Genomic DNA, 14440 nt, shown 5'->3' with positions numbered 1-14440 from the left:
TGTTGACCACTTCGATTAAACATGTATGGTAGTCGTCATTGAGGTAATCCATATTGGTATAACAACTTGAGAGGGTGGGGCAATGGAACAAACCTGGCGTTGGTACGGGCCGAACGATCCGGTTTCTCTTGATGATGTGCGTCAGGCTGGCGCAACGGGTGTGGTCACGGCGCTGCATCATATTCCGAACGGTCAGGTGTGGCCGGTGGAGGAAATCCAAAAGCGTCAGGCACAGCTGGCAGAGAAGGGTCTAACCTGGTCTGTCGTGGAAAGTATTCCGGTTCACGAAGATATCAAAACCCACTCCGGTGAGTGTGAAACCTGGATTGCGAATTATCAGCAGAGCATTCGTAACCTGGCGGCCTGCGGTATTGATACCGTCTGCTATAACTTTATGCCAATTCTGGACTGGACGCGTACCGACCTGGAATATGAAATGGCCGATGGTTCGAAGGCGCTGCGTTTCGATCAAATCGCTTTTGCGGCTTTCGAGCTGCACATTCTGAAGCGTCCGGGGGCGGAAGCAGACTACACCGCCGAAAAGCAGCAGCAGGCGCTGGCGTGGTTCAATGCCGCCAGTGAAGCGGACATTGAGAAGCTGGTTCGCAATATAATCGCGGGCCTGCCGGGGGCGGAAGAGGGCTATACCCTCGATCAGTTCCGCGCGCGCCTGGCGGAATATGGCGATATCGATAAAAACCAGCTGCGTGAAAACATGGCGCACTTCCTGCGCGCTATCGTGCCGGTGGCAGAAGAAGCGGGCGTGCGGCTGGCGGTTCATCCGGACGATCCTCCGCGCCCAATCCTTGGCCTGCCGCGTATCGTGTCGACCATTGAGGATATGCAGTGGCTAAAAGAGACGGTGGACAGCATCTACAACGGCTTTACCATGTGTACGGGCTCTTACGGCGTGCGTGCGGATAACGATCTGGTGCGGATGATCGAAACCTTTGGGGATCGCATTCATTTCACTCACCTGCGTGCAACCTGCCGTGAAGAGAATCCAAAAACCTTCCATGAAGCAGCCCACCTTGGCGGCGACGTGAACATGGTTGCGGTGGTGGATGCCATTCTCTCTGAAGAAGTACGTCGTAAGCAGGCGGGGGATGTACGTCCTATCCCGTTCCGTCCGGATCACGGGCATCAGATGCTGGACGATCTGCGCAAGAAAACGAATCCAGGGTATTCGGCGATTGGCCGTCTGAAAGGGATGGCGGAAGTGCGCGGTATCGAGCTGGCGCTGAAAATGACGAAGTATCCAGAGCTTCTGTAAGCCTGATTGCCCGGTGGCGCTACGCTTACCGGGCCTACGAAAAACCGGCTCTGAGGCCGGTTTTTGTGTTTTTGTAGGCCGGGTAAGGCGCAGCCGCCACCCGGCAAACGCCACAATCAGTCAGCGCGACCCATATAGCGTTTTTCTTCGATATGGATACGGATTTTCTCGCCCGCTGACAGGTATTCTGGCACCTGTACGACCAGACCGGTAGTCAGGGTAGCCGGTTTGTTACGCGCGCTTGCAGACGCGCCTTTGATGCCCGGTGCCGTTTCAACGATTTCCAGATCAACGGTCTGCGGCAGCTCCAGCGCCAGCAGCACGCCATCCCAGGTCAGCACCTGCATGTCCGGCATTCCACCTTCAGGAATAAACAGCAGCTCTTCTTCGATCTGATCTTTGGTGAAGATATACGGGGTGTAATCTTCTTTATCCATGAACACGTATTCGTTGCCGTCGATATAAGAAAAATCAACGTAGCGACGGGTCAGGGTCACGGTATCCACGATATCGTCGCCTTTAAAACGTTCTTCCACTTTCAGGCCGGTACGGACATCGGAGAAACGCATTTTATACAGCGTTGCTGCGCCACGGGCGCTGGGTGCCTGAATGTCGATATCTTTCACAATCAGCAGTTTGCCGTTGTAATTCAGTACCATACCTTTCTTGATTTCGTTCGCTCTTGGCATTGCAGTAATCCTGTTTACGGGAGGTAAAAAATATCGCGCCAAATTACTCGCGCGCGGCCTTTCAGGCAAGCGGAATTCGTGGGTTTTGCTATCAATACATAAAAGGTGTTACTGTGCGCGCAATGCCCGACTGCGCGGGCATCTGCCACCAACAGAGAGCATGTATGGATTGTCGTTCCGACTGTGGCGCGTGCTGTACCGCACCGTCCATCTCAAGCCCCATTCCAGGCATGCCACAAGGCAAGCCTGCCAATACCCGCTGCGTTCAGCTCTCTGAATCTAACCTGTGCATGATCTTTGGCTCGCCTTTACGCCCGAAGGTGTGCTCCGGGCTCCAGCCTGACGCCGAAATGTGCGGCAGTACGCGCCAGCAGGCCATCACTTACCTGCTTGAGCTGGAAGCGCTCACCGCGCCTTAAACGTCCTTAATCCGCGTCAGGCAGCTCAGCGTCAGGACGCACATCACCAGCGCAATCCAGAACACCGTATGATAGTTCCAGATTTCAGCCACAACGCCCGCCAGTGAGCCTGCAATAATCCAGCCCACGCGGGTGGTATTAGTATAAAGGGTGGTGGCAGCGCCTGCCTGACCCGGCATCAGATCCTGGAAGTAGAGCATGCCGATACCGGCCAGAATGCCGATGTAAATGGCGTTCAGCAGCTGTAAAGCAAGAAGCAGGGCTGGCGTATGAACCGTCAGCATACCGACATAAAACAGCAGCCCGGCAACGGCGGCGATGCGCATCAAAAAGCGCTTGCCGAAGCGCTTCGCGTAATAGCCCGCAATCAGCATGGTGGGGATCTCAAGCCCCGCGGCGGTTCCCATCATGATCCCGGCCAGCTTCTCCGGCAGATGCAGCTCATCAATAATAAACAACGGCATATTAATGATATAGAGGCTGTTCGTTCCCCACATCAGCGTACAGATAATGAATAACAGTAGTGCGTCGCGCCGGTTACGCCGCGGTGCTTCCAGCGTACCGGTCGCCACTTTCGGCTCTTTACGCATGGAAGGCAGGAAGAACCATACCATTGCGCCACACACCACGAAGGCTACCGCCGCGCTGAGGTACATTACCGTAAAGCCAAAACCCATTGCCAGTGCGTAGGCGAGCGGGGGGCCAATCACCCACGCAAGCGACACCTGCGCGCGCAGTATTGAGCTGAACATCACCGCTTCCCGCCCGGTGCGGTCGGCATGCTCGCGGGCAAGGGCGAACATCTGCGGGTTGGCGGTCGAGCCGAAGCTGCTCAGGAACACCCCAACAAACAGCAGAATGAAATAGTTGCGGTTCCAGGCAAACAACACGCAGGCGAAAACGCCCAGCAGACAGCAAAAGACGATCAGGCTTTTACGATCGCCTTTTCTGTCGGAACGCCCGGCCAGAAACTGGCTGACCAGGATGCCAATGATGGCGCTCCCGGTGAAGAAGAAGCCAACCATCGCCGGGCGGGCGTGGACTTCGTTGGTCAGAAACAGGCTCAGCGTAGGCGTTTGTAACGCACCGGCAATACCGGTGAGGAAAGCAACAATCAAAAACGCCGTTGACGTCAAATCAAAGGGCTTTGGTGAGGCGGCAGCGGGGGTGTTATGCATGTTCAGTCTTTGCGAGTAACAGAGAGAGGCGGAGTTTACGCCGCCTGTCATTAAATAAACAGAGGGCAAAATCAAGATTGCCACAATAAATCAAAATAGCATTTCAGTTTAACGCTGTTTCGCTGAAGCGTGCTGAACCTGTTTGCTGAACATCAGCAAAAACCTCCCTATTGAAGAAGAAATGTGCTGCACTTCTAAATTCTGCAACAAGAAATGTAACTTTTCTTGCAACCTTTTGTAGAAAAGACAAGACTTCTTGAAACGTTTCAGCGCTATCTTGCATGTCCTGTAGAAGCAGGTTAGCGCATATTTTCTCAGTTAAGCTGAAACGATTCAATTTCAGCAGGAGAGGAGAATCATGTTCCAGTTATCTGTTCAGGATATCCACCCGGGCGAACAGGCCGGGAATAAAGAAGAGGCTATTCGCCAGGTCGCCGCTGCGCTCGTGCAGGCTGGCAACGTGGCGGACGGCTACGTCAACGGCATGCTGGCGCGTGAACAGCAGACCTCCACCTTCCTCGGTAACGGTATTGCAATTCCGCACGGCACCACGGACACCCGCGATCAGGTGCTGAAAACCGGCGTGCAGGTTTACCAGTTCCCGCAGGGCGTGCTCTGGGGCGAGGGGCAGGTGGCTTACGTGGCGATCGGTATCGCGGCCAGCGGTGACGAACACCTGGGCCTGCTGCGTCAGCTGACGCACGTGCTGAGCGATGATGCCGTCGCGGAACAGCTTAAATCCGCCACCACTGCTGAAGAGCTGCGTGCCCTGCTGATGGGCGAAAAACAGAGCGAAGCGCTGAAGCTGGATAATGAAACCCTGATGCTGGACGTCGTCGCGTCCGATCTGGTGACGCTCCAGGCGCTGAACGCGGCTCGCCTGAAAGAGGTGGGGGCGGCTGATACCGCCTTTGTGACCCGCACCATCAATGATAAGCCTTTAAACCTGGGTCAGGGCATCTGGCTGAACGACAGTGCTGAAGGCAACCTGCGCAGTGCTATCGCGGTCAGCCGTGCTGCGGTTGCCTTTGAGACAGACGGCGAACGCGCCGCGATGCTGGTAACGGTTGCCATGGCTGACGATCAGCCGGTTTCCGTGCTGAAGCGCCTTGGCGATCTGCTGCTGAACAATAAAGCTGAAAAACTGCTGAACGCAGACGCGGCGACGGTGCTGGCCCTGCTGACCAGCGACGATGCGCTGACGGACGACCTGCTGAGCGCGGAGTACGTGGTGCGTAACGAACATGGCCTGCATGCCCGTCCGGGCACCATGCTGGTGAATACCATTAAACAATTTGAAAGTGAGATCACCGTGACCAATCTGGACGGTTCGGGTAAACCAGCCAACGGGCGCAGCCTGATGAAAGTTGTCGCGCTGGGTGTGAAGAAAGGCCATCGTCTGCGTTTTACCGCGCAGGGTGCTGATGCTGAACAGGCGCTGAAAGCGATTGGCGACGCCATCGCGGCCGGTCTGGGGGAGGGCGCATAATGAGCAGACGTGTTGCGACCATTACGCTGAACCCGGCTTACGATCTGGTGGGCTTCTGCCCGGAAATTGAGCGTGGCGAAGTTAACCTGGTGCGAACCACCGGCCTGCATGCTGCAGGGAAAGGGATTAACGTGGCGAAGGTGCTGAAAGATCTCGGCATCGATGTCACCGTTGGCGGCTTCCTTGGCAAAGACAACCAGGACGGTTTTCAGCAGTTGTTCAGTGAACTGGGCATCGCCAACCGTTTTCAGGTTGTGCAGGGCCGTACCCGTATTAACGTTAAGCTGACCGAGAAAGACGGTGAAGTGACCGATCTGAACTTCTCCGGCTTCGAAGTGACCCCGGCTGACTGGGAGCGCTTCGTTGCCGATTCCCTGAGCTGGCTGGGCCAGTTTGACATGGTGTGCGTCAGCGGCAGCTTGCCGTCCGGCGTCAGCCCGGAAGCGTTCACCGACTGGATGACGCGCCTGCGCAGCCAGTGCCCGTGCATTATTTTTGACAGCAGCCGCGACGCGCTGGTCGCCGGTCTGAAAGCCTCGCCATGGCTGGTTAAGCCTAACCGCCGTGAACTGGAAATCTGGGCGGGCCGTAAGCTGCCAGAATTAAAGGATGTGATTGACGCTGCCCATGCGCTGCGCGAGCAGGGTATCGCTCATGTGGTGATTTCGCTGGGTGCAGAAGGTGCCCTGTGGGTTAACGCCTCCGGGGAATGGATTGCCAAACCGCCTTCTATGGAAGTGGTCAGCACCGTGGGTGCCGGGGATTCGATGGTTGGCGGCCTGATCTACGGTCTGCTGATGCGCGAATCCAGTGAACATACCCTACGCCTTGCTACCGCCGTTGCGGCCCTGGCCGTGAGCCAGAGCAATGTCGGTATTACCGATCGTACCCAGTTAGCCGCGATGATGGCGCGCGTTGACTTAAAACCTTTTAACTAACAGCAGGAGAGGAATAATGAAAACGCTGCTGATCATTGACTCCGGTCTCGGACAGGCTCGTGCCTATATGGCGAAGACCCTGCTGGGCGCGGCGGCACAAAAAGCGCACCTGGATATCATTGATAACCCGGGTGATGCTGAAATGGCGATTGTTCTGGGCGACAAAATCCCCGCGGACAGCGCCCTGAACGGCAAAAAAGTATGGCTGGGCGATATTAACCGCGCGGTGGCACACCCTGAACTGTTTCTGAGCGAAGCAAAAGGTCATGCGACGGTTTACAGCGCACCCGTTGAGGCCGCGCCGGCCGCAACCGCTGGGCCGAAACGCATTGTTGCGGTAACGGCCTGCCCGACAGGTGTGGCTCACACCTTTATGGCGGCTGAAGCCATTGAAACCGAAGCGAAAAAACGCGGCTGGTGGGTGAAGGTTGAAACTCGCGGCTCTGTTGGCGCGGGTAATGCCATCACGCCGGAAGAGGTGGCCGAAGCCGATCTGGTGATCGTGGCGGCCGATATCGAAGTGGATCTGGCGAAGTTTGCCGGTAAGCCGATGTACCGCACCTCAACCGGCCTGGCGCTGAAGAAAACTGCGCAGGAGTTTGATAAAGCGCTGGCGGAAGCCAAACCTTATCAGGCGACCGGTGCGGCTAAGACGCCTGGCGAAGGTAAGAAAGAGTCTGCGGGTGCCTATCGTCACCTGTTAACCGGGGTTTCCTACATGCTGCCGATGGTGGTGGCGGGCGGCCTGTGTATTGCGCTCTCCTTTGCCTTTGGTATCGAAGCCTTTAAAGAGCAGGGCACGCTGGCGGCAGCGTTGATGCAGATTGGTGGCGGCTCCGCGTTTGCGCTGATGGTGCCGGTGCTGGCGGGCTTTATCGCCTTCTCCATCGCTGACCGTCCGGGTCTGACGCCGGGTCTTATCGGCGGTATGCTGGCCGTGAGCACTGGTTCTGGCTTTATCGGCGGTATTATTGCCGGTTTCCTTGCCGGTTACGTGGCGAAGCTCATCAGCTCTAAGCTGAAGCTGCCGCAGAGTATGGAGGCGCTGAAACCTATCCTGATCATCCCGCTGATTTCCAGCCTGGTGGTCGGTCTGGCGATGATTTACCTGATTGGTAAGCCGGTCGCGGGCATTCTGGAAGGTCTGACCCACTGGCTGCAAACCATGGGGACGGCGAACGCGGTGCTGTTGGGCGCAATCCTCGGCGGTATGATGTGTACCGACATGGGCGGTCCGGTAAACAAAGCGGCATACGCGTTCGGCGTTGGCCTGCTGAGTACCCAGACCTATGCGCCTATGGCGGCGATCATGGCGGCAGGTATGGTGCCTCCGCTGGCACTTGGCCTGGCGACAATCATTGCCCGTCGTAAGTTCGATAAAGCGCAGCAGGAAGGCGGCAAAGCGGCACTGGTGCTGGGTCTGTGCTTCATTACCGAAGGCGCAATCCCGTTTGCGGCGCGCGATCCAATGCGTGTTCTGCCATGCTGTATCGTCGGCGGTGCGGTAACGGGAGCTATCTCCATGGCGGTAGGTGCGAAACTGATGGCACCGCACGGCGGTCTGTTCGTCCTGCTGATCCCTGGCGCCATCACGCCGGTGCTGGGCTACCTGCTGGCGATTGTTGCCGGTACGCTGGTGGCGGGTCTGTCTTACGCGGTGCTGAAGCGTCCGGAAGCGGAAGTGGTCGCAAAAGCAGCCTAAAAGAGGTGTCGGGTGGCGGCTTCGCCTTACCCGACCTACAAAAAAGCCGGGTCGCGTTAAGCGCCCGGCTTTTTTTATGCCGCCTGTTCAGCGGTCTGCTGTGCCTTCAGCCAGGCAATCTCTTCTGCCCAGATATCCGGATTGATGGTTTCCAGCACCATTGGAATGCCGTCGAAGCGGGCATCCTGCATGATAAAGCGGAACGCATCGTGGCCGATATTACCTTCGCCCAGGCTGTGGTGACGGTCTACGCGGCTGCCGAACGCGCTTTTCGCATCGTTTAAGTGCATACCGCGAAGATACTTAAAGCCAACAATACGTTCGAACTCCTCGAAGGTATTTTTTGTGGCCTCGGTTGTGCGCAGGTCATACCCGGCGGCAAACGCGTGGCAGGTATCAATGCACACGCCCACGCGGGATTTGTCTTCCACGCCGTCGATGATCGCCGCCAGATGCTCAAACTTAAAGCCGAGGTTGCTGCCCTGACCGGCGGTATTCTCAATCACCGCCGTCACGCCCTGGGTTTTATCCAGCGTCATGTTGATGGACTCGGCGATGCGCGCCAGACAGGCGTCTTCGTCGATTTGCATCAGATGGCTACCGGGATGGAAGTTCAGCAGCGTCAGCCCCAGCTGTTCGCAGCGCTGAACCTCATCCAGGAATGCTTCGCGGGATTTTTCCAGCGCCTCAGCAACCGGGTGGCCGAGGTTAATCAGGTAGCTGTCGTGCGGGAGGATCTGCCCAGGCCCATAGCGGTATTTCTCGCAGGCGGCTTTGAAGTCATCAATCACTTCCGCGGTGAGGGGAGCTGCGCGCCACTGGCGCTGGTTTTTGGTGAACAGGGCGAAAGCGGTCGCCTCGATTTCGGCGGCGCGAATGGCGGCATTCGCAAGGCCACCGGCAGCGCTGACGTGCGCTCCAACATATTTCATAAAAAGACTCCTGTTAACCCGAAATGCCTATGATAGCGGGTTAACAGGAGAAGGACGAGATGGTTTATGCCAACAGGCTGTGTACTGCAAGGTTAATCGCACCGCCGCCAACAATCAGCCAGATGAACAGCACCAGCGCCATCAGCAGCGGTTTCGCCCCGGCTTTTTTCAGCGCGCTGACGTGCGTGGTGACGCCCAGCGCCGCCATCGCCATCGCCAGCAGGACCGTATCCAGCGTGACCAGCATATCCACCATCGCTTTTGGCAGCAGGTGGAAAGAGTTGAAGATAGCGACCACGATGAACAGGATCGCAAACCACGGAATGGTGATTTTGCTTTTCTCGCTGCCGCCTGCAGGAGCCAGCTGTTTAACCCGCGCCGCAAGGAAAATCAGGAACGGGGCCAGCATCATCACGCGCAGCATTTTGGCAATGACCGCCGCGTTTTCCGCTTCCGGGTTAATGGCGTGACCTGCCGCCACCACCTGCGCCACTTCGTGCATGGTTGAGCCGATATAAATGCCGTAGGTTTCCGGGCTAAACCAGTGCGCCACCAGCGGATACATGGCTGGATACAGGAAGATCGCCAGCGTACCGAAGATAACTACCGTCGCGACGGCAACCGTGACTTTACTGGCTTCGGCTTTGACTACCGGCTCTGTTGCCAGTACAGCCGCTGCGCCGCAGATGCTGCTACCCGCACCGATCAGCCAGCTGGTCTGTTTGTCCAGTCCAAAGATCTTCTGGCCGATAAAGCACGCCAGTAAAAAGGTGCTCGAAAGGGTCAGGACGTCGATGGCAATCCCGCTGACACCCACATCCGCAATCTGCGAAAAGGTGAGACGGAAGCCATAAAGGATGATCCCGAGACGTAATAAATGCTGCTTGGCGAAAATCACGCCGCCGTCGCAGGATTTCCAGATGTGCGGGTAAACGGTGTTCCCGACCACCATGCCGAGCAGAATGGCCAGCGTCAGGGCGCTGAACCCTGCACTGGCAACAGCCGGTATACTGCCACCCCATAAGGCCACGCCGGTAACCACGGCGCTGAGCGCGAGACCCGGCACGAAGTGCCACACTGTACGATGATGTTGTAAGGTGATTTCTGACATAACCTTCTCCTTTGTCTGGCTAAAGGTTACGGCGCTCTGGCTTAAAAATAAAATTGATTATATATTTATAATCAATCTTTATAAGTGGTAAGCAACCATGCACATTACATTGCGTCAGCTGGAAGTTTTTGCCGAGGTGCTGAAAAGCGGCTCGACAACCCAGGCGTCACAAATGCTGGCGCTCTCGCAGTCCGCCGTTAGCGCGGCCTTGACCGATCTTGAAGGGCAACTGGGCGTCCAGCTTTTCGACAGGGTAGGAAAGCGACTGGTGGTGAACGAACATGGCCGCCTGCTGTATCCGCGTGCCCTGGCCTTGCTTGAGCAGGCAACGGAGATCGAACAGCTGTTCCGCGAGGACAACGGCGCTATTCGCGTCTACGCCAGCAGCACGATCGGTAACTACATCCTGCCGGAAGTGATCGCCCGCTACCGCCGGGATTTTCCGACCCTGCCGCTGGAGATGAGCGTCGGCAACAGCCAGGACGTGATTAACGCGGTGATTGATTTCCGCGTGGACATCGGTCTTATCGAAGGGCCGTGCCACAACGTCGATATCATTGCGGAGCCCTGGCTTGAGGATGAGCTGGTGGTGTTTGCTTCCCCGGCCTCTTCTTTACTCAAGGGCGAGGTTACGCTGGAGCGTCTGGCGCAGGCGCAGTGGATCCTGCGAGAGCAGGGCTCCGGCACGCGTGAGATTGTCGATTATCTACTGCTGTCCCATCTGCCGCAGTTCCAGCTAGGGATGGAGTTAGGTAACTCCGAGGCCATTAAGCATGCCGTACGTCATGGCCTGGGCATTAGCTGTCTTTCCCGACGGGTGATCGCCGAACAGCTGGAAACCGGCTCTCTGGTTGAGATCCCCGTTCCGCTGCCGAAGCTGGTGCGCACGCTGTGGTGCATCCACCATCGTCAGAAACACCTTTCCAGCTCGCTCCAGCGTTTTCTGCGCTATTGCGAGATGTAAAAGCGCCCCTCACCCTGGCCCTCTCCCCAAAGGGGAGAGGGAAAAATTATGCTTTACTTATAATCCTGGCCGAGTCATGAAGCTCTCTTATAACTGAGCATTTCTGCCGGAAGCAACGCAGATCGTCTGCTACAATCGCGCCTCATTTATTGAATGGACAGCATTTTCACATGGTTTCAGAAACTAAAACCACAGAAGCGCCCGCGCTACGTCGCGCACTTAAGGCGCGTCACCTGACGATGATCGCCATTGGCGGCTCCATCGGTACGGGTCTTTTCGTTGCCTCTGGCGCAACAATTTCGGCAGCCGGCCCGGGTGGGGCATTATTCTCTTATATCCTGATTGGCCTGATGGTCTACTTCCTGATGACCAGCCTGGGCGAACTGGCGGCATACATGCCGGTGTCTGGTTCGTTTTCGACCTACGGACAAAAATACGTTGAGGAAGGCTTCGGCTTCGCGCTGGGCTGGAACTACTGGTACAACTGGGCGGTGACCATCGCCGTTGACCTGGTCGCGGCACAGCTGGTGATGACCTGGTGGTTCCCGGACACGCCAGGCTGGATCTGGAGCGCCCTGTTCCTGGCGGTCATCTTCCTGCTGAACTACATCTCCGTGCGCGGTTTCGGCGAAGCGGAATACTGGTTCTCTTTGATTAAAGTGGCAACCGTCATCATCTTTATCGTCGTCGGTGTGGCGATGATCGTTGGTATTTTCAAAGGGGCCGAACCGGCGGGCTGGAGTAACTGGACAATAGGCGATGCGCCGTTTGCCGGGGGCTTCTCGGCGATGATTGGCGTGGCGATGATTGTCGGCTTCTCCTTCCAGGGCACCGAACTGATTGGCATTGCGGCCGGTGAATCCGAAAACCCGGAGAAGACCATCCCGCGCGCGGTGCGTCAGGTGTTCTGGCGTATCCTGCTGTTCTATGTGTTCGCGATCCTGATTATCAGCCTGATCATTCCGTATACCGACCCAAGCCTGCTGCGTAACGATGTGAAAGACATCAGCGTCAGCCCGTTCACCCTGGTCTTCCAGCACGCGGGTCTGCTCTCTGCGGCGGCGGTGATGAACGCGGTTATCCTGACGGCGGTACTGTCTGCGGGTAACTCCGGGATGTACGCCTCTACCCGCATGCTCTACACCCTGGCCTGCGACGGTAAAGCGCCGCGTATTTTCTCGAAACTGTCTCGCGGTGGCGTGCCACGCAATGCGCTGTATGCGACCACGGTGATTGCGGGTCTCTGTTTCCTGACCTCCATGTTCGGCAACCAGACGGTCTACCTGTGGCTGCTTAACACCTCTGGTATGACGGGCTTCATTGCCTGGCTGGGCATTGCCATCAGCCACTACCGTTTCCGTCGCGGATACGTCAAGCAGGGTCATGATCTGAATAACCTGCCGTACCGGTCAGGGTTCTTCCCGCTGGGGCCGATCTTCGCCTTTGTTCTGTGCCTGATCATTACCCTGGGCCAGAACTATGAGGCCTTCCTTGCGGACACCATTGACTGGGGCGCCGTCACGGCCACCTATATTGGCATTCCGCTGTTCCTGATCATCTGGTTTGGCTACAAACTGACGAAAGGAACGCGCTTCGTTCGCTACAGTGAAATGGATTTCCCGGAACGATTCAAACAATAACCGCACTTCCTCTCTTTTAGCCCGCTCAATCGAGCGGGCTTTTTTATGGGCAGATCAGAAGCTGTAGGTCATGCCAACGGTATAGCGACGGCCATCCAGCACGGTGTCATACGTATCGTAGTCAATCTGCTTATCGAGCACGTTATACACACCGGCAGTAACCAGCAGGTTTTTGTTGGCGTTGTAGCGCATACCGACATCAACCTGAGTGTAGGACGGTGTACCCTGGGACATTGACGTGCGGCTCAGGTACTCAGACGTTTTACCGCGCAGGTTCAGACGGCTCCAGAAGCCGACGTCGGGCGTCGCCTGCCAGTCCAGGGTGGTGTTGAACATGTGTTTTGGCATTTTGTTCAGTGGCTTGCCGGAGAACTGGCCGCTCTTCTGCTCGGATTCCGTATAGGTGTAGTTTGCAGTCCAGCTCACATCGCGCGTGATTTTCCAGCCGAAGGAGGACTCCACACCGCGCATATTGGCTTTGTCCACGTTGACGCGATCGCTGACGAAATCATAGCTATGATCGCCAATCGTACAGGCGGGATCGGCGCTGCTGTTACAGCGGCGAACTTCCGTAATTTTATCCTTGAAGTCGGTATTAAACAGCGTCACACCGGCATTAAGGTTATCGTTGTTATCCCAGAGCAGGGCGAGCTCTTCGCTCAGGCTCTTCTCGGGTTTCAGATCCGGGTTGCCGACGATGATACCGTCAAGACGGCCGCCACCTGTCACCTGGCCCCAGCTGGCAGACGACTGACGCAGATCCGGCGCACGATAGCCAGCAGAAACCCCGCCTTTCAACGTCCACTGATCGGCCAGGTGCCATACGCCGTAACCGCGCGGCGTCCAGTTCGTCCCGTAGTTTTGGTCTTTATCCATACGCAGGCCGCCGGTCAACGTAAAGCTTTCCGTCATTGACCATTCATCTTCGGCAAACAGGGCCCAGCTCCAGCGCGTCAGTTTGTTCAGGCCGTCAGCAGCTTCCAGCTGATTGCCGTTGTCGCGCAATTTCTCATAACGGTACTGTCCGCCGAGGGTCAACGTATGATCGCCGAGGAAGATCTGGTTCTGGTTGTTAAAGGTGGTGTTGTAGGAACGCATTTTGCGACCTGGATTATTGGTCTCTTCCTGCTGGATATAGCTGGTGGTATTGAAGTCGTCGTAATAACCACTGTGGGTTAACGAGTAGGTCGTGTGCTCATAGCGCGAGTCGCTTTTGGTATTTGGCGTACAGGTTGTTCCCCGGCAGGTTTCAGCCGCTTTCGACATCCCCGGGGTGCTGTTTCTGTCCTGAAGCTCGCGAGCAAAGTCGAGATCGAAATCGTTCTTCTCGTCCGGCGTGAAGTTCAGCGTAATGCCACCGTTACGCATTTTCTGCTCGTTATAGCCGTTCACGATTTTATCTTCTGCGCGGCGTGACAACAGCCCCGTCACTTTTGCACCCAGCAGCCCGTCAATCAGGGGACCAGAGGCGTAGGCGTTGGTCTGGAAGATATCGCCGGAGTCATGATTTTCCTGGAAGGTTGCATCGCCATGCAACGAACCGGTCCAGGCTTTGGTGTTCGAGACTTTTTTGGTAATGACGTTAATGACGCCCCCCATAGCATCGGAGCCGTAAAGCGAGGACATCGGGCCGCGGATGACCTCGATGCGCTCAATGGACTCCAGCGGCGGCAGCCAGCCTTGTTCAATACCCGAGTTGTCGCTGTTTGGGCGGGTGCTTCGCGTACTGACGCGTTTGCCGTTCACCAGGAACAGGGTGTACTGAGAGGCCATGCCGCGAATACTGATATCACTGCTACTTCCACCGCCGGTGACGACGACGCCCGGGACATCTCTCAGGGCATCGGTAACATCACGGTAGGCTTTATCTTCAATCTGCTGTTTTGAAATCACAGAGATGGAGGCGGGGGCATTCTGGATCTTTTGTTCAAAACCCGTCGCGGTAACGACAACGGTATCCTGATCGGCTGCGTGAACGAAGGGGGAACATGTGGCAGCGCCAATGGCGACGGCCAGGAGCTTAATGCGTGGTATTGTCATTTGTACATTCCGTATAAAAATGAAAAAAACTCCATCGGGATAACCCTGAGAACTGTATGTTTTTG

13 protein-coding genes are annotated in these 14440 nt (G+C 56.5%); 7 read left to right on the top strand and 6 right to left on the bottom strand.

Annotation, left to right across the window (positions count from 1 at the left end; all coding sequences use genetic code 11):
• Window positions 1-82 precede the first annotated feature (82 nt).
• A complete protein-coding gene (uxuA, locus tag ACQG1K_RS14840; protein ID WP_367076114.1) occupies window positions 83-1273 on the top strand; it encodes a mannonate dehydratase in 1191 nt (396 codons plus the stop codon).
• A gap of 116 nt (window positions 1274-1389) precedes the next feature.
• On the opposite strand, the gene yeiP is transcribed toward uxuA, so the two are convergent.
• The gene (yeiP, locus tag ACQG1K_RS14835; protein WP_003859355.1) at window positions 1390-1962 is read right to left on the bottom strand and encodes an elongation factor P-like protein YeiP; all 573 of its coding nucleotides are present in this window, start codon (window positions 1960-1962) and stop codon (window positions 1390-1392) included.
• A 164-nt stretch (window positions 1963-2126) separates the two neighbouring features.
• Between yeiP and ACQG1K_RS14830 the strand changes: the two genes are divergently transcribed.
• A complete protein-coding gene (locus ACQG1K_RS14830; RefSeq protein ID WP_048966258.1) occupies window positions 2127-2381 on the top strand; it encodes a YkgJ family cysteine cluster protein in 255 nt (84 codons plus the stop codon).
• On the opposite strand, the gene setB is transcribed toward ACQG1K_RS14830, so the two are convergent.
• Together setB and ACQG1K_RS14820 are read right to left on the bottom strand one after the other, a co-directional pair.
• Window positions 2378-3559 carry a sugar efflux transporter SetB gene (gene setB, locus ACQG1K_RS14825; RefSeq protein ID WP_032622475.1) on the bottom strand — a complete coding sequence of 394 codons (1182 nt, stop codon included), beginning with the start codon at window positions 3557-3559 and terminating at the stop codon, window positions 2378-2380. The two genes, ACQG1K_RS14830 and setB, sit on opposite strands and share 4 nt — an antisense overlap.
• Window positions 3560-3662: 103 nt before the next feature.
• Window positions 3663-3842 carry a hypothetical protein gene (locus ACQG1K_RS14820; protein WP_139152663.1) on the bottom strand — a complete coding sequence of 60 codons (180 nt, stop codon included), beginning with the start codon at window positions 3840-3842 and terminating at the stop codon, window positions 3663-3665.
• A gap of 75 nt (window positions 3843-3917) precedes the next feature.
• On the opposite strand from ACQG1K_RS14820, the gene fruB reads away from it, so the two are divergent.
• From fruB to fruA, 3 genes are read left to right on the top strand one after another with little or no spacing between them, the layout of a single operon-like run.
• The gene (gene fruB / locus ACQG1K_RS14815; protein ID WP_022648705.1) at window positions 3918-5048 is read left to right on the top strand and encodes a fused PTS fructose transporter subunit IIA/HPr protein; all 1131 of its coding nucleotides are present in this window, start codon (window positions 3918-3920) and stop codon (window positions 5046-5048) included.
• Window positions 5048-5986, top strand: coding sequence for a 1-phosphofructokinase (gene fruK, locus ACQG1K_RS14810; RefSeq protein ID WP_006811313.1), 939 nt, complete (start codon window positions 5048-5050; stop codon window positions 5984-5986). The genes fruB and fruK overlap by 1 nt, the downstream gene beginning before the upstream one ends.
• A gap of 16 nt (window positions 5987-6002) precedes the next feature.
• Window positions 6003-7688 carry a PTS fructose transporter subunit IIBC gene (gene fruA, locus ACQG1K_RS14805; protein WP_367076111.1) on the top strand — a complete coding sequence of 562 codons (1686 nt, stop codon included), beginning with the start codon at window positions 6003-6005 and terminating at the stop codon, window positions 7686-7688.
• A 74-nt stretch (window positions 7689-7762) separates the two neighbouring features.
• Here the strand turns inward: fruA and nfo are convergent, their stop codons facing one another.
• Window positions 7763-8620: a deoxyribonuclease IV gene (nfo, locus tag ACQG1K_RS14800; protein ID WP_032623904.1), complete on the bottom strand. Its 858-nt coding sequence runs from the start codon at window positions 8618-8620 to the stop codon at window positions 7763-7765.
• A 64-nt stretch (window positions 8621-8684) separates the two neighbouring features.
• Window positions 8685-9731: a YeiH family protein gene (locus ACQG1K_RS14795; protein WP_271074993.1), complete on the bottom strand. Its 1047-nt coding sequence runs from the start codon at window positions 9729-9731 to the stop codon at window positions 8685-8687.
• A 97-nt stretch (window positions 9732-9828) separates the two neighbouring features.
• Here ACQG1K_RS14795 and yieE point away from each other — a divergent pair, with 97 nt between their 5' ends.
• Together yieE and ACQG1K_RS14785 are read left to right on the top strand one after the other, a co-directional pair.
• The gene (yieE, locus tag ACQG1K_RS14790) at window positions 9829-10695 is read left to right on the top strand and encodes a DNA-binding transcriptional regulator YeiE (RefSeq protein WP_045308655.1); all 867 of its coding nucleotides are present in this window, start codon (window positions 9829-9831) and stop codon (window positions 10693-10695) included.
• Window positions 10696-10865: 170 nt separating this feature from the next.
• Window positions 10866-12335 (top strand): amino acid permease, encoded by a 1470-nt coding sequence (locus tag ACQG1K_RS14785; protein ID WP_022648700.1) that lies wholly within the window; start codon window positions 10866-10868, stop codon window positions 12333-12335.
• A gap of 54 nt (window positions 12336-12389) precedes the next feature.
• On the opposite strand, the gene ACQG1K_RS14780 is transcribed toward ACQG1K_RS14785, so the two are convergent.
• The gene (locus ACQG1K_RS14780) at window positions 12390-14375 is read right to left on the bottom strand and encodes a ligand-gated channel protein (RefSeq protein WP_367076108.1); all 1986 of its coding nucleotides are present in this window, start codon (window positions 14373-14375) and stop codon (window positions 12390-12392) included.
• Between the last annotated feature and the right edge of the window lie 65 nt (window positions 14376-14440).

Origin of the sequence: Enterobacter cloacae complex sp. 402C9 (assembly GCF_050030745.1) — a bacterium.
Taxonomy (GTDB): domain Bacteria; phylum Pseudomonadota; class Gammaproteobacteria; order Enterobacterales; family Enterobacteriaceae; genus Enterobacter; species Enterobacter intestinihominis.
The sequence above is the reverse complement of the archived record's forward strand: the minus strand, read 5'-3'. Positions and strand labels throughout refer to the sequence as shown.

Coding starts and splice junctions, on each gene's coding strand:
- uxuA (WP_367076114.1), top strand. CDS start 83: ATGGAACAAACCTGGCGTTGGTACGGGCCGAACGATCCGGTTTCTCTT.
- yeiP (WP_003859355.1), bottom strand. CDS start 1,962: ATGCCAAGAGCGAACGAAATCAAGAAAGGTATGGTACTGAATTACAAC.
- ACQG1K_RS14830 (WP_048966258.1), top strand. CDS start 2,127: ATGGATTGTCGTTCCGACTGTGGCGCGTGCTGTACCGCACCGTCCATC.
- setB (WP_032622475.1), bottom strand. CDS start 3,559: ATGCATAACACCCCCGCTGCCGCCTCACCAAAGCCCTTTGATTTGACG.
- ACQG1K_RS14820 (WP_139152663.1), bottom strand. CDS start 3,842: ATGCAAGATAGCGCTGAAACGTTTCAAGAAGTCTTGTCTTTTCTACAA.
- fruB (WP_022648705.1), top strand. CDS start 3,918: ATGTTCCAGTTATCTGTTCAGGATATCCACCCGGGCGAACAGGCCGGG.
- fruK (WP_006811313.1), top strand. CDS start 5,048: ATGAGCAGACGTGTTGCGACCATTACGCTGAACCCGGCTTACGATCTG.
- fruA (WP_367076111.1), top strand. CDS start 6,003: ATGAAAACGCTGCTGATCATTGACTCCGGTCTCGGACAGGCTCGTGCC.
- nfo (WP_032623904.1), bottom strand. CDS start 8,620: ATGAAATATGTTGGAGCGCACGTCAGCGCTGCCGGTGGCCTTGCGAAT.
- ACQG1K_RS14795 (WP_271074993.1), bottom strand. CDS start 9,731: ATGTCAGAAATCACCTTACAACATCATCGTACAGTGTGGCACTTCGTG.
- yieE (WP_045308655.1), top strand. CDS start 9,829: ATGCACATTACATTGCGTCAGCTGGAAGTTTTTGCCGAGGTGCTGAAA.
- ACQG1K_RS14785 (WP_022648700.1), top strand. CDS start 10,866: ATGGTTTCAGAAACTAAAACCACAGAAGCGCCCGCGCTACGTCGCGCA.
- ACQG1K_RS14780 (WP_367076108.1), bottom strand. CDS start 14,375: ATGACAATACCACGCATTAAGCTCCTGGCCGTCGCCATTGGCGCTGCC.